Raw genomic sequence first — 26,479 nt, forward strand, 5'->3', positions numbered from 1 at the left:
CTTAAGCGACTTCTCATATCACGTTATCAAAACTTATTATAATTGTACCTATTGTTGATACCTAAACTAGAATATATTATGTTTCATAAAGTCTCTTATGCCGTTCTATAGCCTGTTCTGTCAGCTCTTTTTTTCGCTCCTGTTTCTTTTGATAATCCTCAAGAAGCTTTTTCTGCTTTGCTTTCTGAGCTCTACGCCTTGCATTATCGTTATTGTTATTACGCCTATTTCTCTGAGATCTTTCACTGCGCATCTTTTCCAGGACTTCATCCAGCTTTTCAGCAGCACTCATGAGTTCGGATTCACGACCTTTTATGGCAAGATCAACATGCTGGATTGTACCTGCAGTTCCATCTTCTTTCAAAAAGATACCAGTCTTTCTTACCTTACCATCCAATACTCCATCTTCACCTTCAATAGTGAACTCTGTGTTCTCTGCTCCAAGAAAAATCGCGCCCACTCCTGATTCCTTTAGGCACTTTAACTCATCTTTACCATTCTCTGTCTTGCTCCAGACTTTGAGCTTTTCAAAAACCTCGTCATTTTCATCAATCCAACCATTACCGTCGGTATCGTAGTCAGCAAGGTCTTTAAATCCGTCTCCACTCTTAACGCCGAAGAGCTCTGTGCCATCATTAATCTTTCCATCACCGTTTTTATCCAAGGCCAGGAAACCACTTCCCGACTTCGTCATGGAAATCTCATCTTGCTTACCATCCGCATCAAGATCAAATTTAAATTTTTTATCGCTGAGTCCTGATGTCTGTGCTTTTGTATTGATTATAAGCGGATCGAATAGGTTATTCAGTGGCGATGACATGGCTATGAACGTGTCACGTTCTTTCTTCCTAGCCATGCTCACATTAACCTCAACCTTTATATCTCTACCGTCTTCTGTCTGCACCTTGCCTGATGCTTTATAATCTGATTTTTCTTTTTCAACATGCTTCTCTACAATCCCAGCAAAAAATCCGCTAGTCCCTGCTCCTGCTGTTGCCAATTCCTTTTGATAGCTGTAGTTTGCACCTGAATATACATCACTATTTGCTATCTTCATATATTTACTACCTCGTTAGAACCAGCTTGAGAACATTGATGAAAGAAATGAACTATATCCGCCATAGCCGCCGAGAATGCTGTTACTTCCATATCTACCATTTGCTCCATATATTCCTGTATTAATGGAATAATTTCATTGTATCCTTCTACAAAGTTCTTTACCGTCTTAAGCAGTTCCTCAGTATTCTTATCCTGATAAAGTTCTTCATAGGAAAGTTTACGTCCGGCATTTTCTACCTTTACTGCACCATCTGCCACGCTTGTATCTGCCATGTACGACTTATTAACGGTAGTATTGAACGCATTATTCATTGCCTTTATAGTATTGGCACTTAGCCCATAATAACTATTGCCAACGCCGGTAGTTCTGGATGAACCGCGCACTCCACTTGTTTTACTCATGCTGTTTACATTAGACAATCCCTGTCTGTTCCAAATATTGGAGGCTCCGCCAAACCTGCTCGTCAAAACATCAAAATAATTATGTCCAAAAATCATAAAAAGCACCTCCTTTTATGGACTAATACTTTGCTTCAATTCAAGTATCGTCTATAAAAGAAGGCGTTTGAATAGCCATGTAACGAACGGTCTATATTATGTAACGAATAGTTATGAAGCAGCTCCTTGGAACATAACTTTCACTTCAAATACTGTTGCCTCTGATTTAATAGATGTAGTTCCTAAGTATTTATCTGCTATACGCATGACACTTCTCAATCCAATTCCATGCTGTTTTCCATCTTCAGATTCTTTCTTTCTGCTGACTATTCTGCCGTCAATGCCTCTGTTGACTTTGCCATCAAAAGAGTTTTCTACTTTTATCAAAAAGAAATTGTCTTTAAGCTTCCCAGAAAGCTTAATATATCGTTTTTCTTCCAAAATATTTGAGACAGCTTCCAAAGCGTTATCCAATAGATTATTAAGGACAATACCCATATCAACAGCACTAATTCCCTTATCTGATGCAAAACAGAAATCACATATGAACGCACATCCAAGCTTTTCTGCCTGAAAAGCAGCTTCATTTATAACCACATCAGTCACAGGATTACCAGTAGAAAATTTCATACTACTGAAATTAAGTTCAATATCCATCTCACTTAGAAACTCAGATGCATCATTATACTTTCCATTTTCGAGAAAGCTCTTTAGAATCATAAGTTTTCCAGCCATATCATGACGTAGGGTTCGGATCTGGTCATGGTACTTTTCAGTATACTCAACCTTTTTTCTAATATATTCCTGTTCCTGAACCTGTTCCTGAAGCAAAAGATCTTCTTCCAATAACCTTCTGTATCTCTGCCATGTTGCAATAGCCGTCATTTCTCCAACAAATATAAGTAAAGCCAGTATAGGAAGTGCAATCCTTAAGTTTCTCTTTTCATCCAGAAGGACAAAAACTCCTTCGTCCAACGGAACAACCATTACCTGCGCAATCATATAGGCTATGCAATATGAAACCACAGAGTATATAGAGAGAAACAACGCTTCGGTCCAGGACATATCTCGTCTCAATTTGCATATCTTCGCGATACAATAATATATAGCAATAAATGCACCTATTAAAAAAACAATCTCCAGGCTCATATTAAAGAGCATTTTTTTGTAGAAAAATGCAAGTGCATCCGGCCTAGAATAATCCATGCTCTCTATCAGCCAATCCGATAAGCAATCGGACAAAACCACATTTGCGATATACCACACAAAAAACATATTAAGCCACAGAAAGTATACGAAAAATATATGTGGCATGACTTTTTTGTTATAAAAAAAGAATACCACCAGTATAGTCAGAAAGCTTATAATAGTCCAAGCTCCTGTCGTTTTAACAGGCAACACAAATAAAATGATTCCCTCAATTGTAACAACTATTGAGAGTGCCATTTTCTTTGCTTTATCCATTATTTCTTCACTTACAAAGGTATTTATCAGCGCTTGAAAAAAGAAACCACGGACGAGTATTATCATTACTCCATAAAATTGTTCAACAATACGAAAATCATTCTCACTCATTGCTCCACCAACTACTCAGGTCAAAAAATTCATATATGCTTTTATAAACTCCCCATACTTATATTTTGAAATAATCAGCGACTCTCCGTTATCCATGTACACCTCTGTCCTTGAATATCCTTTAATATGCTGCATATTAACAAGATATCCTCTGTGAATCCTAAAGAATATTTTTCCTAATTCGTTTTCAAATTCAGACATCTGCTTATACACTTCATAAATTTTTCCTTCACTGTGGATAATTGATTTTCTTCCATTGCTCTCGATATAAATAATATCTCTGGATTTTAGATTAAGTGTGTCTTTGCCTGTCTGAACAACAATATACTGTTCGATCTGAGTATTTCCATATCTTGTCTCACATACAAGCTGCGCGTCAAGTCTTTTTAATTCTTCAACAGCTCTCCTAAGTTCTCCTTCAAATACAGGTTGTGAGACCGGCTTTAACAAATAGTCATAAGCCTTTACGCCAAACGCATCTCCCATTCTGTCCGGGATCCCCGTAACATATATTATTAGTGGTCTGGAAGCTCGCATACTCTTACCATTTTTCTCTACTCTCATTCCAAGCTCCCTGGCTATATCGATACCATCAGCTCCACCCATAGCAATATCCAGGAAAAGTATATCAAGTTTTATTCCTGCATCGATGTCCCTAATCAGTTCTTCGCCGGAAACATATTCTTTTATTTCTGCTTCGTATGGACTTTTTGAAAGCCACCCAGCAATCAGACTTCTGACATTCTCCTCGTCATCGCATACTGCAAAACGATATTTATCCATTTACGCTTTCCTCAACTTGAATTCGCCCCCAAATATAAAAATGCTTAGCACGGACCTCCATGTAAGCATTTTTTACTATTACTCTTTATTTATCATATCATCATAAAGATTACTCTTTATATATTCATGTCATGAATGGACATATTATTGTAATGAATGGACATTACTATCTCTTCCATTTTTCCGAGAAATCAAACAGCTTTATCAGATCATTTACATCCCTTGAAATAACATCATCAACATTTGACTTCAGCTGCGCAGGATACTGAGCATTATAAGCAGGTCTCATTATATCTTCATACGAGGCTATTAATTTGTTAACCGCATTTTTGTCTGAAAGCGTTGTGCTTCTGATGTTGTCACGGATGTTTGCAATAAGATCCTGGTTTGTTGCAATATCTGTGCTTGCATACTCATTAGTTGATTTTCTTACTTCATTTGGCACATGAACCTCAATGCCAAAATATTTTCCTGATGTAGTATCATCATTGGTCTTGGTTTTCTTATTTGCCAGTAGTCTTTCTTGTGTTCTGACCAGGTTGTTATTATAATCTTTCATGGCCTTGCTAATAGCTTTTGCCTGATCTTCATTAAAGCCTTTGGAGGCACATTCATCAACAACCTTCTGCGCAACTTCCATCTTTGCATAATCTCTGTAACTGAGATATCCTTTCTTTAACTGACTTCCTACACCTGTTATCAAATCTCTTGCGGCAGATAACTCCTCATCATTAAATGAAGCTCCGCCGATTTTATATACACCCTCTGCATTTTTGCTTACAGGTATATCTTTTTCATACAACGCGCTGACAGGATGATTATTCCAGGAGTCTCTTACTTTTTCCAATTCCTCAGCACCTAAAGCAGAAATAGACAAGGTAGCTGCCGTATCTGAGAAAGCAGTATTTATGTTGGATTTATCACTTAGTTTCTCGGCGACAGCATTCTGCAAACCACTGCTCTCATCCTTGTTTACAGACTTTGCCTGCAACTCGTCACGCTGAAGCTTATCAGCATATATTTCCTGACTAATGTCTTTTACCTGTCTGTTTACTGAAGTAATATTGATTCCAGCCATAATCATCTACCTCCATGTACATGATTTGTGAATATCACAGGGTTTTCTCTTTTTTCTTTCGGCATCAAACCTTTATCAGATAATACGAATGTCACCAATAGCATCATCTATGTCATGAATAGCGATTATCTCATATCTGGCTGTCAACAGAGCTTCCCTTAACATCATTTGAAAGCAAACTCAGCTTATTGAGGATATTTGTAATCTCAGAATTAACAGCATTCTGCGCATCCTCCATGGATGCACCCTCAGAAATAATAGTTCTCTGGGTATCCTCTGCTCCTATGCTGTCAGCTTCAGCACGTTCTCTTCTTGCAATAGCCCGCTTAGTATCAGCGCTGGTCCTTTGGCTCTCCATCGCATGTTCCTTGATGTTCTCTATCATTTCCTGCTGCATAGCTTCTTTTTCGAGTTTCTTTGCTTCTTCCTTCTTCTCTTCTTTCTTCTTTTCAGCTGCCTCTTTGGCCTCTTCCTCGCGTTCTTTCTGCTCTTCATCAACATGCTCAACTGCTTCCTGTGTCAAAAGAGCTATAGCCTCTTCGCCCGCTGCTTCCATAATATCTTCAGCTTCATCCTGAGCTTTCAGCATATCCTGTGACTTAGCTCGTTCTCTTTTCATATCTGCAAAGCCCTGAACATTTCCCATCTGCTGAGCTTTTGCCCTGTCTATATCAAGTGAATTCTGCTGATTCTTCGCAACATAGTATAAAGCCTGCCGCTGATACTCTGACATTTTGCTTTTTTCTTCATCAGATAAGCCATCCTTGGAATTATTCATCTTAAACGCAAGTTTTGAAAGCTCATTATTCTCTTCGCTGTCCGGATCAATTCCATATGCTTCCTGGAGTTCTTTTAATCTGGCATCATTCTCCATAGTGTTCGCAGTCTTTTCGTTGATCTCGTCCTGAAGGCGCTTTATCTCATCTTTAATAGACTGCATCTGTGCATCCAGCTTCTTCTCGCCGCCAAAAGCATCTGACACAACCTTAAGTGCCTGCTTTCTTGCAAGGCCCTGCCTCTGCTGAACAAGGCTTTCACCCTTGAGATTAGCCCCGGATACTGAGGACAGATTACCACTCTTATGAGCGTTTTTTCCCGCACCTGCGGCAGTCCTGACATTATCCTGATTTTGAAAAGGATTTATTTGAACATCCGTGTTCTGTTGTATCCTCATAAAGCACCTCCACCTGCGATAAATCTGACACTATCATGTATCATGCATAATTATGGTTTTCTATTTGTATATCGGCAAAAAATAACTTTTAGTCAAGCCCTGACATCAAAACTGCCATTTGGATTCACAACCATTTTCTCTGACAATTTTCTGGAAAACTGTTTTGTCAGATCTTCAAGATCTTTACCTTGCAGTTCCATAGAATAAAGATCCTCTTGTGATTCCATGACTTTCTGTTCTTTCTCCAGTCTCTTCTCAGCTTTCTTTTGTTCAGCCTTCTTCTCTTTAAGCTTTTCAAGCCATTTATCTATCTTTGAGTCAGTTCCACCACCATCTGTAACTGTACAAACGCACATTGTAGTGTATTCCTCTCCAAATTCTATAGATACGGATTTGAGTGTGGATCCGCGTGCTTTAGCCGACTGTTGAGCTTCTTTTATGTAATCTGGTGCCTTAGATAACTCTCTTTCCAGCCATGCACCTGTCTTCTCGTCAGCCATTGCTTTTCGTAACAATCCTCCAGTTATCGAGACTGCAGAATTAGGGCCAGGCGTCAAGCATCCATATTTCTGAGTAAGATAATTAGAATAATCCTTAACAGAATTCGATTTTTTCCTGGATATTTCACCACTATTTATTACATATGGATCATACGCACCTACTATCTTCATAACCTCAGCCCCTTTCCACAACGCTCATTCTTTGGACTTATAATAATCCTCAAACAGTTTATTAGCCGCATTTATAGTCTCTTTACATATAGAAGGAAGCTCCTTGCCCCAGGTCTTAGTTGCCTGCTTGAAGCCCTTCTCCATAGCTTTTTGCATCTCTTTCATCTTGTCTACATTGTCTCCGGCAAGAGCTGAAGCAAAATCAAAGAGTCTCTGTGATGTCTGCTTAACGCCATAATATCCGTCTTCTGAAATATCCTTTTGTGCCTGAGCTCTTGTAGCAGCATCAACCTTAACATTACCACTTGAAAGCTGCTGCCATATATTATCACCTGTAGCCTTGCCATAAGCACCCGCTTGGCCCTGCAGCGTCTTTTGAACTATCGACATCAGTTGATTTCTTCGCTGCTCCTCTGCTGCCTTAAGCTGCTCAACAATAGCCGCTCTGTCAGTTGAAGATTTCTTATAGATGGGAGTTTCCTCTTCCTTACTGTTCTCATCTTTGGCTGTCTTTTCATAAGTAACACCACTTTGAACTACGCCTGACTCTTTACCCGTATCCTTTTCATCATCCTTAGAAGTCTTTAGATAAGTATTATTGTTAACTGCAAAATTATAATTTCCATAATTGTTATTGATTGCGATACTCATATGCATACCTCCATTTATAACTTGTGAATCCTTTCATTAACATTTGTTAATCGTTTGAATAAAAAATTTATACCTCCACATCAAACGATCCGCCCACTTCCACGGATGTATTCTGCTGAACGGTCTCGGCTACCGGAATATCAGCTCCGCCAAGACTCAATATAACGCCGCTGTCAAAATTACCTGCCATGGAAGATTTACCTACACTTTCTTTTTCCGACTGAAGCCTGTCAAACAAAGCCTTCAAATACTTAAGATCAGCTTTTAAAATTTCCCTCGCTTCATCCGATCTGTGCTTCACCTTAAGCTGCTCAAGATCTTCAGGTGTCATAGTTCCTGAAAGGGCCTCTGCCATCTCATCAAGACCTTCGTCAAACTCAGCTGCCTCTTCTGCCATCTCCATCATGTCATCCATAGACATTTGAAGCTTCTCCATCAAGGCTTCAAACTCTTCCTGTTCAAGTTCCCTGATTTCTTCATCTTCAGCTATTTCTTCTATAGGGTCTTCTTCTAATGATTCAAAGCTCATCTCCTCTTCATTTTCAATGCCACGTTCAGCCTGCTCTTCCATCTTCAGATTCTTCTTTTTCTTTTCACAGGCACGCTGGACCATCTGAGCATGAAGTATTGCCCTTAGGATCTCTTCTTCATCATAGTCACCATTTTTCAGTTGCTTTTGTAAAAGCCCTATCTTTGACCTGATACTCCTTGATACCTGCGCTGCCTTATTGGATGTTTTAGCATTAAGCACCTGAGAAGAAACCTGCTTGAAGCTATATAGCGCCGACTTCTTTTTCTTGCCCGTCTGCTTTGTAGGCCTTGAAATTCCTATAGTCCCAACATGATTGCCATAGACATCATAGAGCTTCTTCGTGTACTTTGTCGTACTTCCGTTTACGCTTACTTCCCATCCGTACACATAAACCACCTCCTTGTAGCTTTGCGCCCGCTTCATTTACAACCACATGATTATCCTGTTCCATATATCTATTTCATTGTGATTAGGAATCACAATAATGCCGTCATGAATGTCCGCCGCTTTAATTTCTCCATAACTATTACCGCCGCCCATTCCCGGAATCTTGTAATAGCCACCGGCACTGATGTAGAACCACTCGCTACCATTCCTTGCTTCCGGATAATAGTCAAGCAGTGCTTCACCATTAATATAGATGTAGTCATCATCAAATCGTATGACAATATTACTGTCCATATCCGTGTATATTTTGTCCACGTTCCCTGTATAGCAGATGGAGCTAACCATACCAATATCATTACTTCTGGCAAAAGAAACTTCTTTTATAACAACTATTGATGCAAGCACTGCTATCAGTGTAACGATTGCTCCGCCTATTACAATCCCTGTTTTATATGCCCTTCGCTTAAGTATATTTTCAAGCCTTCTTTTCAAGACCATATACCTATCTTCTATGGCAAAAGACATTTCGCTTTCATATCCGTTTTTCTTTATAAATGACACATCTTTGGCACATTTTAGAATTGCGTATGCGTAGCTGAATTCATCAAAACCGTTTCTTTGTATAGTTACGCTATCGCATATATTCTCAAGATCTCTTTTAAAATATCTAACACATAGATGCAGAAAAACATTGGGCCAAAACAAAGATCTCAAGATCTCATAACCAAGAAGCATCCAAAGATGTCCCAACAATATATGTGTTTCTTCATGCCTTATCACAACTTCAGCTTCGCCCTTTGACATTCCTTCCGGAATCACAATTACAGGTTTAAAACATCCTGTACAAAACGAAGCAATTTTCCCATGATATATCATGATCTTATATTTGGAATCATAATCTTTAGATTCCTCAAGCCCACTGACAAATCTTTTGAGTTTTAATCTCCTAACTAAGAACCAAATACCGGAAACAATAATGCCTCCTAAAAAAATACCAAAGATCCACCTATGCATATAGCCAGCAACATACCACCAGTAAAAAACTTTCACTCCTACCCTTGACCTAAAATAAAAATGCAGCTTTCCACAAAAAATCACAGGTATTAAAAGACACCACAAAAATCCTTTACCAAAAATATACTTTGAAAACAAGGTACCTCTGAGAATCATAATGATCCCCAGCACAAATACAGACAATATGGTGCAAAAGCCCAGTATAGTCGCATAATAGACAAATACGAATTCCAGGAATATATAAAGTTCATGAAAGAAAAGTGACATTCCCTGCATAAGCACTCTCCTGCATAATCTATGTTTACAAATGCTGAAGTTTATGTGAGCTCATTCCTGAACTCCAAACCTTTAAACATTTACTAGATACATCCAGTATCTGCAAACATAATCAGCGCTTTAGTTAACCTGTTATTTCTTACCACTCTCTTTATTCTTCTTTGCCCTATGAATCAAATCTTCAAGTTCCTTTATCTGGTCTTCCGACAGCTTCCCGTCCTCTAACAGTGAAAACGCAGCTGACATCCTGTTTCCTTCAAAATAACTTTTAGCAAAGGCACTACTCTTAGCTTTCTGACATTCTTCTCTCGTCCTTGTAGCCATATAGTGATACACCCTGCTATCATCAGGATCAACCGTATAAGAAAGCATGCCCTTTTTACATAGCCTGTTTATAAGGACTCTAACCATCCTCTGCGTCATCTTGGAAGCTTTCGGAAGTCTGTCTGCTATCTCTGATGACGTAAGGTCATGGCCGCAGCTCCATAGAGTCTCCATGATCATCCATTCACTTTCACTTGGGAGCATCTCTTCTCTTGGCATTATCTACCTCCTGAAAAAATGTATAGTTGTCCCTTCATCTTTTATATCGGATAATGTTTGTTAATCGTTAACGTCTGTTATCTATTTTTTATAAAAAGACCGTAATCTAGCATCAATAGTTCATATTGACACTAGATTACGGTCTTTTTACTCCGTGAGACTATTATTTATTCTCATACTTTGTATAGATATTCAACTGTTCTTCTATATTCCTTCCACAGTACATTACTCTAATAATTGTAACAACTGCATTATCTTCATCCGGAATGTAAAAAACAATATAATTATCTACAGGGAAAATCCTTAGACCACGACTTTTCCATGGTTCTTCACTATATAGTCTAAATCTACAAGGTTCTTTTTCTAATGATATAATTGCACTTTCAATCCTATCTAACTGACCAGCAGCATTCTCAGGAGCCAGTTTTTCGAAGGCAATATATTCATAAATACCTCTTAAGTCTTTATCTGCCTGATCAGTAATCTTAAGTTCATAAATCATATATTATAATCTCTGCGAATATCTGAAAATACCTGCTTCGCAGATTTAGTTCTTCCCGCTTCCATATCCGCATATCCTTTCTCAAGCTCAGTATTCAAGTCTGACTTTGATAATTCTGTTACATCCACTGGCCTTGATGACGGAATTTTTACATCAAATGGAATTCCTTTATTTAAAATTATTTGCTTATAAAACATATTTATAGCATTAGATGATGGAATCCCTAATACTGCCAAAATGGCTTCAGCCTGCTCTTTAACATCCGGTTCTATACGTGCATACACATTTGCTGATTTTGCTGCCATAGTTATGCTCCTTTCTTGGATATTATCATATATATATATTATAATCTATTGTACGTACAACAGCAATACACTATTAAATCTATCACTTTTTTCTTAACTTTGTAATCATTTTCACATAGCTAAATCGTTATATACTATAGAAGCATCTACAGACTGGAGGAACCCTTTTCTTGAACCAGGAACAGCGACATATAAAAGCTGCAAAAGAAGGCGATTTGTCCGCGTTGAATGATCTTATCAGAAGCTACTATCTTGAAATATACAAGTATTGTTTTTGGCATATAAAGAATAAAGAGCAGGCTGAAGATATAACTCAGGAGACGTTTTATAAAGCAATTCGATTTCTTAACGCTTATAAGAATATCGGAACATTCCGGGCATTTTTGTACAAGATAGCCCTAAATACCTGTATTGACTATCAAAAGAAGAAAACAGAGCAGCCCAGCGAGCATATACCTGAAATAATTTATGAGGAATCAGGTTTTAAACAGTCAGAAGACACTCTGGATTTTGAGAAATTTCTAGTTCCTCTAAATGACAGGCAGAAAGAACTAGTCATTCTCAGATTTGGTCAGGATCTGTCATTCAGGGAAATTGCTGAAGTCACAGGTAGCAAACTTCGTACAGTGCAGACCGAAATCAGACGTTCTTTGAAGAAAATTGAACAGCATACCGGAAAGGAGCCCAGATCACATGAATAAACTATCTGATCAGATAATAAACAGTTTTAATACATCTTTACCTGACATTAATGATCAAGACTTATATAAGGCTATATCTGATACTGTAAAGGGTTATTCAATCTCCTCCAGCTCCCATAGCGATTCAATAATCAAAATAGCTCTCCGTCTAATTAAATATATTGGTTGGAAAATATGGCTGGTTCAGGGGCTGTGCCTAATAGCTATGCTTCGACTTTTTGTCAGTATTGGTGGTCAGGGGCTGATCAGCATTCCGCTGGCCTCAATAAGAGGTCTCTGCATCATCTCTGCATCCATACCATTTATAACGATTCCCTTTATCCATCGCTCTATTGTTTACAAAATGCAAGAAACAGAGATGTCTACTTATCTCTCATATGGAAGGCAAATGTTGATAAAGCTGTTTGTCATAGGCATAGGTGATTTAATCATGCTCACAAGCGGACTTTATATTGCCGTTTTTATTTTTGACCTGCATACAGTATCTGCATTGATATATGGGATGTTTCCATTCCTTCTTATGAAGTCGATCACGCTCTTTGTACTTTCACATTATCATGCCGATAACGCATTTTGGATATATGGAATACTATATGCCATATCCATAACAGCCATTGAGCTGTTCGTTAAGTTCTACCCTTGGGAGTCCATATCAGGAAAAATAATACTGCTCATCATAATGGCATTCCTTGTTATTGCGCTGATCCAGACTCTAAAAGACATTGTTTATTCAGAAAGCTATAGAGAGCTTAATCTTGCTAAATGAGGAGACGGTAATGGAATTAAGTGTACGTGATATAACAAAAAAATACTCAGACAAGGTTGCTGTCAATGATGTTTCGCTGAACATTGAAAAAGGTATAACCGGACTCCTTGGCGCAAACGGCGCAGGAAAAACAACATTAATGAGAATGATTGCTGACATAATAAAACCAGATACCGGAAACATAACATATGATGGTGTTCCAATCACTGTTCTTGACTCTGAATACCGAAATATTTTCGGATATCTCCCACAGGAATTTGGATTTTATCCCGAGTTTACTGTAATAGATTACCTAGACTATATGGCAGCTCTAAAAGGTCTTACAAAAGCCGACAGCAAAAGAAAAATAGACTCTCTTTTGGAGCAGATGACACTTACTGATGTGCGGAGAAAAATGATCCGAAAGTTATCCGGCGGCATGCGACGAAGAGTCGGAATAGCTCAGGCTCTTTTGAATAATCCTGAAATACTGATTCTGGATGAACCTACAGCGGGTCTTGATCCGGGAGAACGAAACAAGTTTCGTCAGCTACTATCAGAGTTTTCGCAAGATAGAATTGTTCTGATATCAACACATATAGTATCTGATGTTGAATACATAGCAACCAGACAGGTAATTATGAAAGATGGCAAAATCATCAGAGATGGCAGTACAGATACTTTGGTCAAAGAAATGGATGGAAAAGTATGGGAATGTACTGTTGACAATAGAGATATTAAAGAATTGGAAAAGACCCTGCAAATAATCAATCTTAAGAATGTCAGCTCCGATCGTACAGAGATACGCTTTATTAGCGATACCCAGACCATAAACAACGCATCAAACGTCTCACCTCGCTTAGAGGATCTTTACATGTGGCTGTTTGGAAACAAGGAGGAATGACAGATGAGACTTTTATGGTTGGAAACAAAAAGAATACTTAAGAGTAGACTTACGGTATGTATGATTATGATGGCCGTGTTTTTTTCTTTGCTTATGGCCTATGTTCCTATATCTTTTTATAATTGCGTTAACCCCTCAGGCGATAAAGAATACCTGTCAGGCTTTGATGCACTTCGCACCATGAAAGAAATCCGAAACGATATAGAAGGGCCTATAGAACATGAAGACATAAAAGCAGCGGTCAAATCTTATCAAGAAGTGACCAGAAAGTACGGCGTCGACAGTGAGTATTCTCTTCCAACAGAAGGAAAAGTAGAAACTGCCAAATATGAATTCCTGTTTTGGAGAATAAAGGAAGCATATGGTCCAGAAAACGGATTAGGTGCTAACCTTAACACACTTGATGTTGAGAATATAGATGAATTCTACTCATCTATATCTAAACATTTGCAAAATAATATGATGTTGGAACAAAAGCAATATCCTGCGGCTCAAGAAACTGCTATAAAAATGTTCGAAAAGGTCAACACACCTTACCAATACTATGTAGGAGCTGATTCAACTGTAGTTGATTATGAGGAGTTGCTTATTCTTATTATTTCTCTATGTTGTATAGTAATTGTTGCTCCAACATTCTCGACTGATCATCAAACTGGAGCATATGATATTTTACGCTGTACAAGATACGGAAGACGAAAGCTTGCAATTATAAAGATTTCATCATCCCTTATAATAACTATCGGAATGTGTATTCTAAGCCTTTCTACATGGGGAGCTACCACTCTTGCTATATGGGGTTCAAATGGAATGCAAACATCCATTCAGATATTATTCTCTGTTATAAATTTGATAAATCTAAACATTGGCAAGCTAATGTTGTTATTGGCTATATGTGGGACAACAATGATAATCTCATGTGCATGCTTATCTCTTTTTATATCTTCATGCGCTTCAAAGAATATGGTTTCACTTATTCTTTCATTAACAGCATTTATGATGCCTATTATACTTGGTTGGATATTACCAAATAATATAGCCGATTATGTAAAGGCTCTCTTTCCATCTGGTGGAATTGGTCTGCAAAATTCTATTCTGTTAGACATAATAGATTTCAAATTTCTTAATATTGGGTCATTAGCCATATGGACCCCTTACCTAGTTATGTTCTTTGCTATTATAGAAATACCTTTTTGGATTATTATGACTATAAGAAATCACATATCATAATCTCTATAAATATCGATTGCAAGAAAAAAGACACTTCTTAGAATCTCTTCTAAAAAGTGTCTTTGAATTATATACCTTATTGCTGACTATTAGTCTGCTACGTATGGCATAATTGCAAGATGTCTAGCACGCTTGATAGCAACAGTGATCTCTCTCTGGTGCTTAGCGCAGTTTCCTGTGATTCTTCTAGGAAGAATCTTTCCGCTCTCGGAAACGTACTTCTTAAGTGTTGCTGCATCTTTAAAATCAATTGCATGATCCTTACCACAGAATACGCAAACTTTCTTTCTTCTGTGCATGCCACCTTTTCTACGAGGTGCTTCGGATCTTTCTTTATTGAAAGCCATTTGGTTTGCCTCCTATCAAATTCTAGTCAGCTTAAACTGCTGACCATTAGTTGAACGGCAGTTCTTCATCAATTCCATCAGGAATATTCATGAAACCATCAGCTGCCGCTACAGGTGCTGCAGATCCAGATGATGCTGGCTGAGAGAAATCTCCCTGGCTGCTATTCTTACTCTCTGCGAACTCCTGATCTTCTACAACGACTTCTGTAGTGTATACTTTGACGCCATCCTTGTTAGTGTAAGAACCAGTTTCAATTCTTCCTGTAACACAGATCTTGGTTCCCTTGTGAAAATACTTTTCAGCAAATTCACCAGCTTTACCAAATGCTTTACAAGAAATAAAATCTGCAGTCTGCTGTCCGTCACCGCTATCTCTTCTTGCGAATCTGCGATCAACAGCCAGTGTATATCTTGCGATTGCAAGTGGATTCTCTCCCTGACTATATCTTACATCCGGATCTCTTGTTAAACGTCCCATAAGTATAACTTTATTCATCTGTCTTGTCCTCTTTCTTATGCCTCGTCGTTTCTAACGCATAAGTATCTGATGACGTTGTCCACAATGCGAACACGTGACTCGAGCTCAGCTGGAACTGTTGCCTCAGCGTCGAACTGAATGAAGTAGTAGAAACCTTCAGTCTGCTTCTGAATCTCATAAGCAAGCTTCTTCTTACCCCAATCGTCTACGTTCGTAACTGTGCCTCCGAAACGCTCGATCAGTGCCTTACACTTGTCAACGGCTTTTGTCTTTGCTTCATCATCAACATTTGCGCTGACAACAACGGCTAATTCGTACTTGTTCATGCTGTTGTTACCTCCTTTTGGTCTCTGGCTTCCGCCTGCATGTGCAGCGTGTGATACATATAAAATGCTGCAGCAGAAGCAAGGAAATTATATCACGGAACTCCATAATAGCATGAACAACCCATATTTGCAAGTTTTTTAACGCCAAATTGCTTTTTTCATTCAAAAGATCAAATTGTCAGAAAATACTATTTAATCTTTATGCTTTATCGCTTTTACATTTTTTTCCAATGCAGTCCTTGCGATCATTATCTGATGCGAGCATCCCACGCATTTAAGCCTGAAATCTGCTCCGCTTCGCAACACCTCCCAATCAAAGGAGCCGCATGGATGTTTTTTCTTAAGAGTAACTATGTCTCCTACTTCAATCTGCATATTTATCCTCTTAAATTTATTTTTTTATTATTCTCAAGGAAGCTGGTCGAATACCTCTCCTATGCTTCCCTGTACCAGAAGATCCGCCTGAGAATCTCTTGGCGTAGCCGATTTATTGACTACGACAAGCTTATCGCCCCTGTAATAATCTATAAGACCCGCTGCAGGATATACCGCAAGGGACGTTCCGCCTATTATAAGAACATCTGCATTTGAGATAAAAGATACAGCCTGCTCTATAACGTTCATATCAAGGCCTTCTTCATACAGGACTACGTCAGGTCTTACCATACCGCCGCATTCGCAGTAAGGAATTGTTGTCTCAGAATTAATGACATAATCTATATCATATTTTTTGCCACACTTAAGACAGTAGTTCCTAAGTGTGCTTCCGTGAAGCTCCAGGACATTCTTAGAGCCTGCCGCCTGATGAAGCCCGTCTATATTCTGGGTTACAACAGCCTTAAGCTTTCCCTCTTTCTCCCACTGTGCAAGCTTTAAATGAGCCTTGTTAGGCTTTGCACTTTTATAGATCATCCTGTCTTTATAGAATTCATAGAATTCTTCAGGCTTTCTTGTAAGGAAAGTATGACTTACGATCTGTTCCGGCGGATATTTATATTTCTGATTATAAAGTCCGTCCTGACTTCTGAAATCAGGAATACCGCTTTCTGTTGATACACCTGCGCCGCCGAAGAAAACTATGTTATCGGTTTCTCTGATAATCTCTTTTAACTTCTCAATAGCTTCATCCATACAGAACTCCTTTCCCTGAAAAAAGAACTTATGTATTCTTCAATGAGGTTCAATAAAAATAATTATCTGATAATCCTATTAGAATCCGGCTTTCTTAAGAAGGTCAGCAAGAGTTGTTGTAGCTTCGCCTTCACTCTTATACTCTATCTCTTCTTCTGTGATCTCTTTAGCCATAACATCATCAAGCGCCTTCATTGAAAGTGACAGCTTACCGTCCTTTATAGCAATGACTTTAACCTTGACCTTCTGTCCAACCTTAAGAACTGAACTTGGATGAGATATTCTCTGATTTGCTATCTGAGATATATGTACAAGTCCTGAAAGGCCGTTTCCAAGATCAATGAAAGCTCCATAGTTCTGAAGACTTTCTACTGTTCCTTCTGTTACAAGTCCGACTTCAACATTTGAAACCTTGGTCATTCTTTCTTCATCAGCTTTTTTCCTTAAGATCTCCTTTGCAGAAAGAACAAGCTTGCTATCTTCCTTATCAGCTGTTATTACCTGAACGTCGATAGTCTTTCCAACATAGCTTTCAAGGTCGCTGTCTTCTACAAATGAAAGAGCAAGCTTTGATGCAGGTATGAAAGCACGTACGCCTTCAAGATAAGCTACAACGCCCGCTTTAACTGCTTCAGAAATCTTAACGCTTACAACTTCGCCTGATTCAAGAAGCTCTTTTAACCTATCCCATGCTATTACCTTATTAGCCTCTTTCTTGGAAAGAAGAATGTTACCTCTTCCATCATCCATGCGCTTAATAGTTGCTGAGATCTTATCGCCTGCATGAATATCATTTCTTATGGAAAAATGAGGATCGTCTGACAGATCTTCAAGCATGATGATTCCTGGTGCATAGTAGTCAAGATCAACTGTAACCTTAGTCTCTTCTACACCTGAAACTACTCCTTCTACTACATCTCCAACTTCGAGCTTTCTGAAGGATCTTTCAATTACATCAGCATAGTCCTCCATGGATTCCACTTTCTGATTTTCTGTTACTTCATTAACATTCTTTTCTTCCATAACCCTTTTTACCTTCCTGCCATTATTTATTCTTTTATCATAAAATTATTCTGACACCATATATATTTTTGATATATGGAATCTTTATTAGCACTGACTAATATCTTATCTATTATCTTTAATCCTGGCTTATCCTATTTATCTTTAACCCAACCTCTTCATCTTCCGTGAGGTCATAAACCATCATATAGCAGTCTCTTGCCTGCATATAATTACCGTTTTGCTCCGCTTCCTCTCCTGCCTTTATCAAAAGAGCCAGTGTGATATTTGATGGACCTGTTGGAATCTTGTTATCTTCAAGCATCTTCTGAATCTGCTCAGGAGACTCCTTGCCCATGGGCTTATTCAGAGCTGATTCAAGATACTTTATCTCCTCTTCTGCAGCCTGTCCCTCCTGGAAAAAGGTACTGTATCTATAAAGTGCAGCAGAAAGATCCGGTTTATATTTTTCAAGGTAGTACCAGCCAAGGTTCCTGTAATAGGTTGCAAGCTCAGCTCTTGTGCAGCATAGCTTGTACATCTCCTGTGTATACTTATATTCTCCTTCGATATCACCAAGACGCTTACAACAAATAATGATCCCCGATACAGCTTCAAAGCTTACAGGATTCTCCATATTTGCAGCCAGATATTCCTGAAGGGCCTCATTATTTTTCTGCTGAGACAACAAGTCTCCTGCCTTATCCAAATGGGGACGAGCCAGATCATCCTTAGATATCTCATATTCATCGGGATTCATATAATATTCGTAAAGAAAGACTTCTGAAATATGTCTCAGACTTAAACTTAGCATTACCTTTAAAACTCCCTTATGATGCACTTCTATGTCGTATTCAAGTATATCATATAATCCCTGCTTAATAATTTAAGAATGCCGTATTATACAAATTCTATTACTATACTAATCCACAACAAAATTAAATAAGCTCTTAAATTTTGCGCAATTATATCATATAATGGTATTTGCATTAATTATAATCAACTATATGATTAGCTTATACTTCATATCTACATCATAGGATTAAGTCCATAAAATGAGGTAGGTGTCAAAAGTTCCTTTTGACACCTTATGACTAACGGATTGTTCCGTTTCTTCGAAACTCTCACATATATGAAGGATAAGTAGTAAGACAAAAGGAGTACACATTAGATAATAAACCAATAATAGACTATGAATACAAATAATAAACCAAAAGAATACACTTCCAGGCAAATGCTGCCTATTATCTTCGCACTTGCCTGGCCAACAATGCTTGAGCAGTTCATGCAAACGGCAGTCCAGTACATAGATACTGCAATGGTTGGTGTTCTGGGCACTCATGCTACTGCATCTGTAGGAGCAACCAGTACCTTTAACTGGCTTATAGGAAGTACTATCTCCGCTCTCGGAGTAGGCTTTCTTGCTTACATAGCACAGTCGCTTGGTGCAGGAGATAATAACAGGGCAAGAAAGGCTGCAGCACAATCCGTATTTATTGTAATAGTAACGGGTATGTTCTTTACACTACTTTTGCAGCTTATCAAAAATCTTGTACCTGTATGGATGCAGGTTGATCCAGTCATTCAAAAAGATGCGGCAGCTTATTTCGGAATTTTGTATGCCCCGATGCTATTTAGAACTGCCAGTATCATATTCGGAACAGTACTTCGAGCAGCCGGCGATACTAAGACTCCTATGCATATAGGAATTCAGGTTAACCTTTTAAATGTTATCCTTAACTTCCTACTCATATACGAGACCAGAGCTATCAATATAGGAAGCCATGTCATTACGATTCCAGGTGCAGGACTAAATATAAGAGGCGCTGCACTTGCCAGTGCAATAGCTTATATCTGGGGCGGACTCGCAATAACCTATAAGTTCTATGCTCATACACTAATCTCTCCAAAAGGTCAGAATATACGACCTGATACTACAATTCTTAGCTCTGTAATGAAAGTAGCTTTACCTAATATGTTGCAAAGGTTTGCTACATCACTTGGTTACGTAGTATTTGCCTCCATGATCAATGCTATTGGAGAAACCGCTACAGCAGCACATACTATAGCGAATACCGTAGAATCGGCCTTCTATATACCAGGCTGGGGAATGCAGACATCTGCAGCAACGCTTGCAGGTAATGCCTACGGTGCTAAAGACAATAAAAAGCTTACTGTATTATCCAGAACTGTACTTCCTCTTGAAGTTGGGCTAATGGTCATATCAGGAAGTTTGCTTTTTATATTTGCTCCAATACTTGTAAAGTTATTTACATCAGACTCAAATGTTATATCACTTGCTACAATAGTTCTTAGAATGGTAGCTGTTTCTGAGCCATTCTACGGCGTTCCGATCATCATAGAGGGCATGATGCAGGGACTTGGAAATACAGTGGCGCCCTTTATTTATAACGTAATGGGAATGTGGTGTATCAGAATAATTGGAACCTTTATATGCACTAAATTATTTGGCCTAGGGCTCATAAGCGCCTGGGCATGCATGATAGGACATAATATACTCCTATTCGTATTATTCTCTTATCAGTATTTATCCGGAAAGTGGAAATCAAAAATGAACAGATTCTTATAAAACTAAAATAAGAAATCCGTACCAAGTACGGATTTCTTTTATTTTATAGCAAAAAAAAGAATCCATCGAATGGATTCTTGAGAGGTGACAGACGGATTTGAACCGACGCTCAAGGTGTTGCAGACCTATGCCTTACCACTTGGCTATGTCACCAGATATTTAAAAATGACCCCTAGCAGGTTCGAACTGCTGTTACCGCCGTGAAAGGGCGATGTCTTAACCGCTTGACCAAGGGGCCTCGCTCTTCGCCGTTCGGCGAATAAACAGTTATTTAACTGTAGCTCCCCAAGTAGGACTCGAACCTACGACACTTCGGTTAACAGCCGAATGCTCTACCGACTGAGCTATTGAGGAATGTATTGTTCCCTCAAAACCGAACACTGAATCTCCAAACTTTCTTGACTTTTGGTTAAGTCCTCGACCTATTAGTACACATCAGCTGAGAATGTTACCACTCTTACACCTTGTGCCTATCAACCTCGTACTCTCCAAGGGGTCTTACCACTTGCGTGGGGATATCTCATCTTGAGGGGGGCTTCACGCTTAGATGCCTTCAGCGTTTATCCCTGCCAGACTTGGCTACCCTGCCTTATGCGATTGCCTTCGCAGCAGATACACCAGCGGTCCGTCCATCCCGGTCCTCTCGTACTAAGGACAGCTCCTCTCAGATATCCTACGCCCGCGCCGGATAGGGACCGAACTGTCTCACGACGTTCTGAACCCAGCTCGCGTACCACTTTAATGGGCGAACAGCCCAACCCTTGGGACCTGCTACAGCCCCAGGATGTGATGAGCCGACATCGAGGTGCCAAACCACTCCGTCGATGTGAACTCTTGGGAGTGATAAGCCTGTTATCCCCAGGGTAGCTTTTATCCGTTGAGCGATGGCAATCCCACGTTCTGCCACCGGATCACTAAGTCCTACTTTCGTACCTGTTCCACCCGTCGGTGTCACAGTCAGGCTCCCTTATGCCTTTGCACTCTTCGGATGGTTTCCGTCCATCCTGAAGGAACCTTTGAGCGCCTCCGATACTCTTTCGGAGGCGACCGCCCCAGTCAAACTCCCCGCCAGACATTGTCCCCGGACCGGTTTCACGGTCCATGGTTAGAAATCCAGTACGGTAAGGGTGGTATCCCAACAGCGGCTCCATGACAACTGACGTCATCACTTCTTAGCCTCCCACCTATCCTGTACATACAATACCGGATCCCAGTATCAAGCTGGAGTAAAGCTCCATGGGGTCTTTCCGTCCTGGCGCGGGTAGCCAGCATCTTCACTGGCACTTCAATTTCACCGGATGCATTGCCGAGACAGTACTCAAATCATTACGCCTTTCGTGCGGGTCGGAACTTACCCGACAAGGAATTTCGCTACCTTAGGACCGTTATAGTTACGGCCGCCGTTTACTGGGGCTTAAATTCAAAGCTTCGATTGCTCTAACCTCTCCTCTTAACCTTCCAGCACCGGGCAGGCGTCAGCCCATATACTTCACCTTTCGGTTTCGCATAGACCTGTGTTTTTGCTAAACAGTTGCTTGAGCCTCTTCTCTGCGGCCTTCATGTACTCATACATGAAGGCTACCCTTATCCCGAAGTTACGGGTACATTTTGCCGAGTTCCTTAGCAATGCTTCTTCCGTCGGCCTTAGGATTCTCTCCTCATCCACCTGTGTCGGTTTACGGTACGGGCAGATATCACACTATAGCGGCTTTTCTCGACAGGTCCTCCGGACACTTCACTACTTTATTTCGCTCCGCATCACACAGCACGATCCTACCAAGGGGTTTCTCCCTGGCCTCGCGCCATGCTTGCCCCGGGCTGCTCTCCCGGGCTGTCCCTGTTACCTGTGTCCCCACAGTTCTGATGATATCTGGTGCAGGAATATCAACCTGCTGTCCATCGGCTACGCCTTTCGGCCTCGTCTTAGGCCCCGACTTCCCCAGGGCAGATCAGCTTTACCCTGGAATCCTTGGATATTCGGCCTGAGGGATTCTCACCCTCATCTCGCTACTCATTCCGGCATTCTCTCTTCATAACGCTCCGCTGCTCCTTATCGGTACAGTTTCAACGCTCTTATGAATGCTCCCCTACCGATCGCTTATACCCGTAGATACAAGCAATCCCTAGGCTTCGGTGTCGTGTTTTAGCCCCGGTAATTTTCGGCGCAGGACCTCTCGGCTAGTGAGCTATTACGCACTCTTTGAATGGATGGCTGCTTCTGAGCCAACATCCTAGCTGTCTATGAAATCCCACATCCTTTTCCACTTAACACGTACTTTGGGACCTTAGCCGTAGATCTGGGCTGTTTCCCTTTTGACTGCCCAACTTATCTCGTGCAGTCTGACTCCTGTGCTAAACCTGACTGGCATTCGCAGTTTGATAATCTTTGGTAAGCGGTGAAGCCCCCGCGGATATTCAGTGCTCTACCTCCAACAGGCACGCTACAGGGCTAGCCCTAAAGCTATTTCGGGGAGAACCAGCTATCTCCGAGTTCGATTGGAATTTCTCCCCTATCCACAGCTCATCGCCACCCTTTTCAACGGATGTGCGTTCGGACCTCCACAGCCTTTTACGGCCGCTTCATCCTGTCCATGGATAGATCACCCGGTTTCGGGTCTATGTATACTGACTAGTCGCACTATTCACACTTGGTTTCCCTTCGGCTTACGTATCTTAGATACTTAACCTTGCCGGTACACATAACTCGCCGGACCGTTCTACAAAAAGTACGCGATCACTCGTATATAGAGCTTTCGCAGCTTGCAGGCACAGGGTTTCAGGTTCTCTTTCACTCCCCTCCCGGGGTCCTTTTCACCTTTCCCTCACGGTACTATGCGCTATCGGTCACTAAGTAGTATTTAGCCTTACGGGGTGGTCCCCGCTCATTCAGACAAGGTTTCACGTGTCTCGTCCTACTCTGGATACTGTCTCGTCTTATCCACTTTCACATACACGGCTTTCACGTTCTCTGGCAGGTCTTTCCAGGACCTTTCTGTTAGCAGACTTGAATCGATTATACAGTCCGAACCCCAGAAAGCAAGCTCTCTGGTTTGGGCTCTTCCGCGTTCGCTCGCCGCTACTTACGGAATCACTTTTGTTTTCTCTTCCTCCGGCTACTTAGATGTTTCAGTTCACCGGGTTCCCGGCCTTAACCTATGGATTCAGTTAAGGTCAACTAGGTGTTTCCTAGTTAGGTTGCCCCATTCAGATATCTGCGGATCATGAAGTATTTGCCTCTCCCCGCAGCTTTTCGCAGCTTATCACGTCTTTCATCGGCTCTTAGTGCCAAGGCATCCGCCCTGCGCCCTACATAACTTAACCAGTTACGTAGGAATCAGTCCTGATCTTTCGATCATTCTGGATTCTCTTCTGATCTATAACACAGCGATATGTTATAGTCAGTGCCCATTTCTTACGAAATGGTTTTTAATTGATGAATAAATTCACCTTTTTGATGTCTTGATTTTGGTTTGGACATAGAACATATCTTAATCATTTGGAATGACTAGATATAATCTATATTTCAGTATTCGGTTTTCAAGGAACAATATGAGATAGATTACTATCTCGAATGGAGATGGAGAGATTCGAACTCTTGACCCCCTGCTTGCAAGGCAGGTGCTCTCCCAACTGAGCTACACCCCCATTTGGTAATTCCGTTAATGGGATTAAGTGGACTCGAACCACCGACCTCACGCTTATCAGGCGTGCGCTCTAACCAGCTGAGCTATAATCCCATAAATCTGGCAACCACCTATCCTCCCATACCGTTACCAGTATAGTACTTTCGGCCGCTAAGGTCTTAACCGTCGTGTTCGAGATGGGAACGGGTGTTTCCCCGAAGCGCATCGTCACCAGAAATATTCTGTTTTAAAGGTTCATTGCCTTTAACAACTAAACAGTAATGCAACTCCCTACTTCTTCCTTCTTTATTTTCCTTAGAAAGGAGGTGATCCAGCCGCAGGTTCTCCTACGGCTACCTTGTTACGACTTCACCCCAGTTATCCGACCTGCCTTAGGCAGCTCCCTCCTTGCGGTTAGGCCACTGACTTTGGGCATTTCCGACTCCCATGGTGTGACGGGCGGTGTGTACAAGACCCGGGAACGTATTCACCGCAGCATTCTGATCTGCGATTACTAGCGATTCCAGCTTCGTGCAGGCGGGTTGCAGCCTACAGTCCGAACTGGGTCGTTATTTTTGGGATTTGCTCACCTTCGCAGGGTTGCTTCCCTTTGTTACGACATTGTAGCACGTGTGTGGCCCAAATCATAAGGGGCATGATGATTTGACGTCATCCCCACCTTCCTCCAGGTTATCCCTGGCAGTCTCCATAGAGTGCCCATCTTACTGCTGGCTACTATGGACAAGGGTTGCGCTCGTTGCGGGACTTGACCCAACATCTCACGACACGAGCTGACGACAACCATGCACCACCTGTCTCAGATGTCCCGAAGGACTGATGGCATTACCCATCATTCATCTGGATCTCAAGATTTGGTAAGGTTCTTCGCGTTGCTTCGAATTAAACCACATGCTCCACCGCTTGTGCGGGTCCCCGTCAATTCCTTTGAGTTTCATTCTTGCGAACGTACTCCCCAGGTGGAATACTTATTGCGTTAGCGCCGGCACTGAAAGACTATGTCTCCCAACACCTAGTATTCATCGTTTACTGCGTGGACTACCAGGGTATCTAATCCTGTTTGCTCCCCACGCCTTCGAGCCTCAACGTCAGTTGCTGTCCAGTAAGCCGCCTTCGCCACTGATGTTCTTCCTGATATCTACGCATTTCACTACTACACCAGGAATTCCGCTTACCTCTCCAGTACTCTAGTCTACCAGTTTCCAAAGCAAGCCCACGGTTGAGCCGTGGGGTTTCACTTCAGACTTGATACACCGTCTACGCTCCCTTTACACCCAGTAAATCCGGATAACGCTTGCCCCCTACGTATTACCGCGGCTGCTGGCACGTAGTTAGCCGGGGCTTCTTACTCAGGTACCGTCATCCCCTCTTACGAGGTCTTTCTTCCCTGCTGATAGAGCTTTACATACCGAAATACTTCTTCACTCACGCGGCGTCGCTGCATCAGGCTTTCGCCCATTGTGCAATATCCCCCACTGCTGCCTCCCGTAGGAGTTTGGGCCGTGTCTCAGTCCCAATGTGGCCGTCCGCCCTCTCAGGCCGGCTACTGATCGTCGCCTTGGTGGGCCGTTACCTCACCAACTAGCTAATCAGACGCGGGTCCATCTCATACCTATAAATATTTTCACACTGTGTCATGCGACACTGTGCGCTTATGCGGTGTTATCAGTCGTTTCCAACTGCTATCCCCCTGTATGAGGCAGGTTACCCACGCGTTACTCACCCGTCCGCCACTAAGTTATTCAAGATTCTGCCGAAGCTTCATCAGCGAATAACTCCGTTCGACTTGCATGTGTTAGGCACGCCGCCAGCGTTCATCCTGAGCCAGGATCGAACTCTCACTTTAATGTTTGTTCTTTCCGGTTCAGACTTACACTGACTTAAATCAGAATAATTCTGCTCCACTGTTATTTCTAACAGCTTGATGGTGGCTAAACCATCAAAAATTTACTTTTGGTTTTTGTTCTTCTGAACATTCTGTTCTTCTTAAAAAAGAAGAACTGGAATTTTCAGGGTTGCATTACTGTTAAGTTGTCAAAGTGCTTGGTGTTTCTTTCAGAAACACTGCGTCTTGGCTTGTCCGCCGCAACGTGTTATATCTTAACTCGTTGTCATCGGCTTGTCAAGAACTTTTTTAAATTATTTTCTCGCTTTCTAGAAGAGTAAAGCTTCTCTCAAGCGGGCGTTTTTTAGTATAGCATCCACTTAAGTTGAATGCAACATCTTTTTTGAAAAAAATCAAAATTTTTTCAAAAACTTTTGTTTACATCGTTTTTAATATTAAATTTCAGATTTAAAAATGTCGGTGGCATCAAAACAAAGATCCACCGACATTTTCTTTCGTAATAATTCTTTTATCTATATTGCTTTTTATTATTTGACGTAAGGGTCAAAAGTCA

At 40.8% G+C, this 26,479-nt stretch carries 25 protein-coding genes, 5 tRNA genes and 3 rRNA genes; 5 read left to right on the forward strand and 28 right to left on the reverse strand.

Going from position 1 to position 26,479, the window contains the following annotated elements; translation table 11 throughout:
• Window positions 1-76: 76 nt before the first annotated feature.
• From WAA20_RS18320 to WAA20_RS18380, 13 genes are all read right to left on the reverse strand, one after another.
• Window positions 77-1,057 carry a hypothetical protein gene (locus WAA20_RS18320; protein WP_073386610.1) on the reverse strand — a complete coding sequence of 327 codons (981 nt, stop codon included), beginning with the start codon at window positions 1,055-1,057 and terminating at the stop codon, window positions 77-79.
• Window positions 1,054-1,557, reverse strand: a complete 504-nt coding sequence (locus tag WAA20_RS18325; RefSeq protein WP_073386612.1) for a hypothetical protein — start codon at window positions 1,555-1,557, stop codon at window positions 1,054-1,056. The genes WAA20_RS18320 and WAA20_RS18325 overlap by 4 nt, the downstream gene beginning before the upstream one ends.
• A gap of 111 nt (window positions 1,558-1,668) precedes the next feature.
• Window positions 1,669-2,499, reverse strand: coding sequence for an ATP-binding protein (locus WAA20_RS18330; protein ID WP_338801774.1), 831 nt, complete (start codon window positions 2,497-2,499; stop codon window positions 1,669-1,671).
• 588 nt (window positions 2,500-3,087) lie between these two features.
• Window positions 3,088-3,855 (reverse strand): LytTR family DNA-binding domain-containing protein, encoded by a 768-nt coding sequence (locus WAA20_RS18335; RefSeq protein WP_073386616.1) that lies wholly within the window; start codon window positions 3,853-3,855, stop codon window positions 3,088-3,090.
• 166 nt (window positions 3,856-4,021) lie between these two features.
• On the reverse strand, window positions 4,022-4,933 hold the full coding sequence (locus WAA20_RS18340; RefSeq protein ID WP_073386618.1) for a hypothetical protein: 912 nt from the start codon (window positions 4,931-4,933) through the stop codon (window positions 4,022-4,024).
• A 130-nt stretch (window positions 4,934-5,063) separates the two neighbouring features.
• On the reverse strand, window positions 5,064-6,107 hold the full coding sequence (locus WAA20_RS18345) for a hypothetical protein (RefSeq protein WP_073386620.1): 1,044 nt from the start codon (window positions 6,105-6,107) through the stop codon (window positions 5,064-5,066).
• A gap of 92 nt (window positions 6,108-6,199) precedes the next feature.
• Complete coding sequence (locus WAA20_RS18350; protein ID WP_073386622.1) at window positions 6,200-6,778, reverse strand: DUF6033 family protein; 579 nt, start codon at window positions 6,776-6,778, stop codon at window positions 6,200-6,202.
• 24 nt (window positions 6,779-6,802) lie between these two features.
• Window positions 6,803-7,429, reverse strand: coding sequence for a hypothetical protein (locus WAA20_RS18355; RefSeq protein ID WP_081373736.1), 627 nt, complete (start codon window positions 7,427-7,429; stop codon window positions 6,803-6,805).
• A gap of 67 nt (window positions 7,430-7,496) precedes the next feature.
• On the reverse strand, window positions 7,497-8,348 hold the full coding sequence (locus tag WAA20_RS18360; RefSeq protein ID WP_073386624.1) for a hypothetical protein: 852 nt from the start codon (window positions 8,346-8,348) through the stop codon (window positions 7,497-7,499).
• A 36-nt stretch (window positions 8,349-8,384) separates the two neighbouring features.
• Window positions 8,385-9,638: a M56 family metallopeptidase gene (locus WAA20_RS18365; RefSeq protein WP_073386626.1), complete on the reverse strand. Its 1,254-nt coding sequence runs from the start codon at window positions 9,636-9,638 to the stop codon at window positions 8,385-8,387.
• 132 nt (window positions 9,639-9,770) lie between these two features.
• Entirely contained in the window at window positions 9,771-10,181 is a 411-nt protein-coding gene (locus WAA20_RS18370) for a BlaI/MecI/CopY family transcriptional regulator (RefSeq protein ID WP_073386628.1), read from the reverse strand.
• A 163-nt stretch (window positions 10,182-10,344) separates the two neighbouring features.
• A complete protein-coding gene (locus tag WAA20_RS18375; RefSeq protein ID WP_073386630.1) occupies window positions 10,345-10,683 on the reverse strand; it encodes a type II toxin-antitoxin system RelE/ParE family toxin in 339 nt (112 codons plus the stop codon).
• Entirely contained in the window at window positions 10,680-10,988 is a 309-nt protein-coding gene (locus tag WAA20_RS18380) for a type II toxin-antitoxin system RelB/DinJ family antitoxin (protein WP_073386632.1), read from the reverse strand. The genes WAA20_RS18375 and WAA20_RS18380 overlap by 4 nt, the downstream gene beginning before the upstream one ends.
• Before the next feature lie 170 nt (window positions 10,989-11,158).
• On the opposite strand from WAA20_RS18380, the gene WAA20_RS18385 reads away from it, so the two are divergent.
• From WAA20_RS18385 to WAA20_RS18400, 4 genes are all read left to right on the forward strand, one after another.
• Window positions 11,159-11,689: an RNA polymerase sigma factor gene (locus WAA20_RS18385; RefSeq protein WP_073386634.1), complete on the forward strand. Its 531-nt coding sequence runs from the start codon at window positions 11,159-11,161 to the stop codon at window positions 11,687-11,689.
• Window positions 11,690-12,077: 388 nt separating this feature from the next.
• The gene (locus WAA20_RS18390; protein WP_167562687.1) at window positions 12,078-12,455 is read left to right on the forward strand and encodes a hypothetical protein; all 378 of its coding nucleotides are present in this window, start codon (window positions 12,078-12,080) and stop codon (window positions 12,453-12,455) included.
• A 10-nt stretch (window positions 12,456-12,465) separates the two neighbouring features.
• Window positions 12,466-13,338: an ABC transporter ATP-binding protein gene (locus WAA20_RS18395; RefSeq protein WP_073386637.1), complete on the forward strand. Its 873-nt coding sequence runs from the start codon at window positions 12,466-12,468 to the stop codon at window positions 13,336-13,338.
• A gap of 3 nt (window positions 13,339-13,341) precedes the next feature.
• The gene (locus WAA20_RS18400) at window positions 13,342-14,565 is read left to right on the forward strand and encodes a hypothetical protein (RefSeq protein ID WP_073386638.1); all 1,224 of its coding nucleotides are present in this window, start codon (window positions 13,342-13,344) and stop codon (window positions 14,563-14,565) included.
• 89 nt (window positions 14,566-14,654) lie between these two features.
• On the opposite strand, the gene rpsR is transcribed toward WAA20_RS18400, so the two are convergent.
• From rpsR to WAA20_RS18435, 7 genes are all read right to left on the reverse strand, one after another.
• Entirely contained in the window at window positions 14,655-14,912 is a 258-nt protein-coding gene (rpsR, locus tag WAA20_RS18405; protein WP_022759693.1) for a 30S ribosomal protein S18, read from the reverse strand.
• Between the two features lie 46 nt (window positions 14,913-14,958).
• On the reverse strand, window positions 14,959-15,408 hold the full coding sequence (locus WAA20_RS18410) for a single-stranded DNA-binding protein (protein WP_073386640.1): 450 nt from the start codon (window positions 15,406-15,408) through the stop codon (window positions 14,959-14,961).
• A gap of 17 nt (window positions 15,409-15,425) precedes the next feature.
• The gene (rpsF, locus tag WAA20_RS18415; protein WP_022759695.1) at window positions 15,426-15,716 is read right to left on the reverse strand and encodes a 30S ribosomal protein S6; all 291 of its coding nucleotides are present in this window, start codon (window positions 15,714-15,716) and stop codon (window positions 15,426-15,428) included.
• A gap of 192 nt (window positions 15,717-15,908) precedes the next feature.
• Entirely contained in the window at window positions 15,909-16,091 is a 183-nt protein-coding gene (locus WAA20_RS18420) for a DUF951 domain-containing protein (RefSeq protein ID WP_022759696.1), read from the reverse strand.
• Window positions 16,092-16,124: 33 nt separating this feature from the next.
• Complete coding sequence (locus tag WAA20_RS18425) at window positions 16,125-16,847, reverse strand: NAD-dependent protein deacylase (protein ID WP_022759697.1); 723 nt, start codon at window positions 16,845-16,847, stop codon at window positions 16,125-16,127.
• A gap of 78 nt (window positions 16,848-16,925) precedes the next feature.
• Complete coding sequence (locus tag WAA20_RS18430) at window positions 16,926-17,870, reverse strand: S1 RNA-binding domain-containing protein (protein WP_073386641.1); 945 nt, start codon at window positions 17,868-17,870, stop codon at window positions 16,926-16,928.
• A gap of 118 nt (window positions 17,871-17,988) precedes the next feature.
• Window positions 17,989-18,663 carry a hypothetical protein gene (locus tag WAA20_RS18435; protein ID WP_022759699.1) on the reverse strand — a complete coding sequence of 225 codons (675 nt, stop codon included), beginning with the start codon at window positions 18,661-18,663 and terminating at the stop codon, window positions 17,989-17,991.
• Window positions 18,664-19,041: 378 nt separating this feature from the next.
• Here WAA20_RS18435 and WAA20_RS18440 point away from each other — a divergent pair, with 378 nt between their 5' ends.
• The gene (locus WAA20_RS18440; RefSeq protein WP_073386643.1) at window positions 19,042-20,439 is read left to right on the forward strand and encodes an MATE family efflux transporter; all 1,398 of its coding nucleotides are present in this window, start codon (window positions 19,042-19,044) and stop codon (window positions 20,437-20,439) included.
• Between the two features lie 82 nt (window positions 20,440-20,521).
• Here WAA20_RS18440 and WAA20_RS18445 read toward each other — a convergent pair.
• The 8 genes from WAA20_RS18445 to WAA20_RS18480 all read right to left on the reverse strand — a co-directional run bounded on the left by WAA20_RS18445 (window position 20,522) and on the right by WAA20_RS18480 (window position 25,926).
• A tRNA-Cys gene (locus WAA20_RS18445) sits at window positions 20,522-20,592 on the reverse strand.
• Window positions 20,593-20,605: 13 nt separating this feature from the next.
• A tRNA-Glu gene (locus WAA20_RS18450) sits at window positions 20,606-20,677 on the reverse strand.
• Window positions 20,678-20,720: 43 nt separating this feature from the next.
• A tRNA-Asn gene (locus WAA20_RS18455) sits at window positions 20,721-20,793 on the reverse strand.
• Window positions 20,794-20,844: 51 nt separating this feature from the next.
• A 23S ribosomal RNA gene (locus WAA20_RS18460) occupies window positions 20,845-23,760 on the reverse strand.
• A 251-nt stretch (window positions 23,761-24,011) separates the two neighbouring features.
• A tRNA-Ala gene (locus WAA20_RS18465) sits at window positions 24,012-24,084 on the reverse strand.
• 18 nt (window positions 24,085-24,102) lie between these two features.
• Window positions 24,103-24,176 (reverse strand) — tRNA-Ile (locus WAA20_RS18470).
• 4 nt (window positions 24,177-24,180) lie between these two features.
• Window positions 24,181-24,298, reverse strand: a 5S ribosomal RNA gene (rrf, locus tag WAA20_RS18475).
• An 83-nt stretch (window positions 24,299-24,381) separates the two neighbouring features.
• Window positions 24,382-25,926 (reverse strand): 16S ribosomal RNA (locus WAA20_RS18480).
• The 16S, 23S and 5S rRNA genes sit together here with 5 tRNA genes alongside, the layout of an rRNA operon.
• Between the last annotated feature and the right edge of the window lie 553 nt (window positions 25,927-26,479).

Source organism: Butyrivibrio fibrisolvens (genome assembly GCF_037113525.1).
Lineage (GTDB): Bacteria > Bacillota > Clostridia > Lachnospirales > Lachnospiraceae > Butyrivibrio > Butyrivibrio fibrisolvens.

Bases quoted from the DNA above. Each gene is read 5' to 3' on its own strand.
- WAA20_RS18380 (WP_073386632.1), bottom strand. From the start codon at position 10,988: ATGGCAGCAAAATCAGCAAATGTGTATGCACGTATAGAACCGGATGTT.
- WAA20_RS18400 (WP_073386638.1), top strand. From the start codon at position 13,342: ATGAGACTTTTATGGTTGGAAACAAAAAGAATACTTAAGAGTAGACTT.
- WAA20_RS18410 (WP_073386640.1), bottom strand. From the start codon at position 15,408: ATGAATAAAGTTATACTTATGGGACGTTTAACAAGAGATCCGGATGTA.
- WAA20_RS18435 (WP_022759699.1), bottom strand. From the start codon at position 18,663: ATGCTAAGTTTAAGTCTGAGACATATTTCAGAAGTCTTTCTTTACGAA.
- WAA20_RS18420 (WP_022759696.1), bottom strand. From the start codon at position 16,091: ATGCAGATTGAAGTAGGAGACATAGTTACTCTTAAGAAAAAACATCCA.
- WAA20_RS18355 (WP_081373736.1), bottom strand. From the start codon at position 7,429: ATGAGTATCGCAATCAATAACAATTATGGAAATTATAATTTTGCAGTT.
- WAA20_RS18370 (WP_073386628.1), bottom strand. From the start codon at position 10,181: ATGCCAAGAGAAGAGATGCTCCCAAGTGAAAGTGAATGGATGATCATG.
- WAA20_RS18325 (WP_073386612.1), bottom strand. From the start codon at position 1,557: ATGATTTTTGGACATAATTATTTTGATGTTTTGACGAGCAGGTTTGGC.
- WAA20_RS18430 (WP_073386641.1), bottom strand. From the start codon at position 17,870: ATGGAAGAAAAGAATGTTAATGAAGTAACAGAAAATCAGAAAGTGGAA.
- WAA20_RS18440 (WP_073386643.1), top strand. From the start codon at position 19,042: ATGAATACAAATAATAAACCAAAAGAATACACTTCCAGGCAAATGCTG.
- WAA20_RS18340 (WP_073386618.1), bottom strand. From the start codon at position 4,933: ATGGCTGGAATCAATATTACTTCAGTAAACAGACAGGTAAAAGACATT.
- rpsF (WP_022759695.1), bottom strand. From the start codon at position 15,716: ATGAACAAGTACGAATTAGCCGTTGTTGTCAGCGCAAATGTTGATGAT.
- WAA20_RS18395 (WP_073386637.1), top strand. From the start codon at position 12,466: ATGGAATTAAGTGTACGTGATATAACAAAAAAATACTCAGACAAGGTT.
- WAA20_RS18375 (WP_073386630.1), bottom strand. From the start codon at position 10,683: ATGATTTATGAACTTAAGATTACTGATCAGGCAGATAAAGACTTAAGA.
- WAA20_RS18365 (WP_073386626.1), bottom strand. From the start codon at position 9,638: ATGCAGGGAATGTCACTTTTCTTTCATGAACTTTATATATTCCTGGAA.
- WAA20_RS18350 (WP_073386622.1), bottom strand. From the start codon at position 6,778: ATGAAGATAGTAGGTGCGTATGATCCATATGTAATAAATAGTGGTGAA.
- rpsR (WP_022759693.1), bottom strand. From the start codon at position 14,912: ATGGCTTTCAATAAAGAAAGATCCGAAGCACCTCGTAGAAAAGGTGGC.
- WAA20_RS18330 (WP_338801774.1), bottom strand. From the start codon at position 2,499: ATGATTGCGCAGGTAATGGTTGTTCCGTTGGACGAAGGAGTTTTTGTC.
- WAA20_RS18335 (WP_073386616.1), bottom strand. From the start codon at position 3,855: ATGGATAAATATCGTTTTGCAGTATGCGATGACGAGGAGAATGTCAGA.
- WAA20_RS18390 (WP_167562687.1), top strand. From the start codon at position 12,078: ATGTTGATAAAGCTGTTTGTCATAGGCATAGGTGATTTAATCATGCTC.
- WAA20_RS18345 (WP_073386620.1), bottom strand. From the start codon at position 6,107: ATGAGGATACAACAGAACACGGATGTTCAAATAAATCCTTTTCAAAAT.
- WAA20_RS18425 (WP_022759697.1), bottom strand. From the start codon at position 16,847: ATGGATGAAGCTATTGAGAAGTTAAAAGAGATTATCAGAGAAACCGAT.
- WAA20_RS18320 (WP_073386610.1), bottom strand. From the start codon at position 1,057: ATGAAGATAGCAAATAGTGATGTATATTCAGGTGCAAACTACAGCTAT.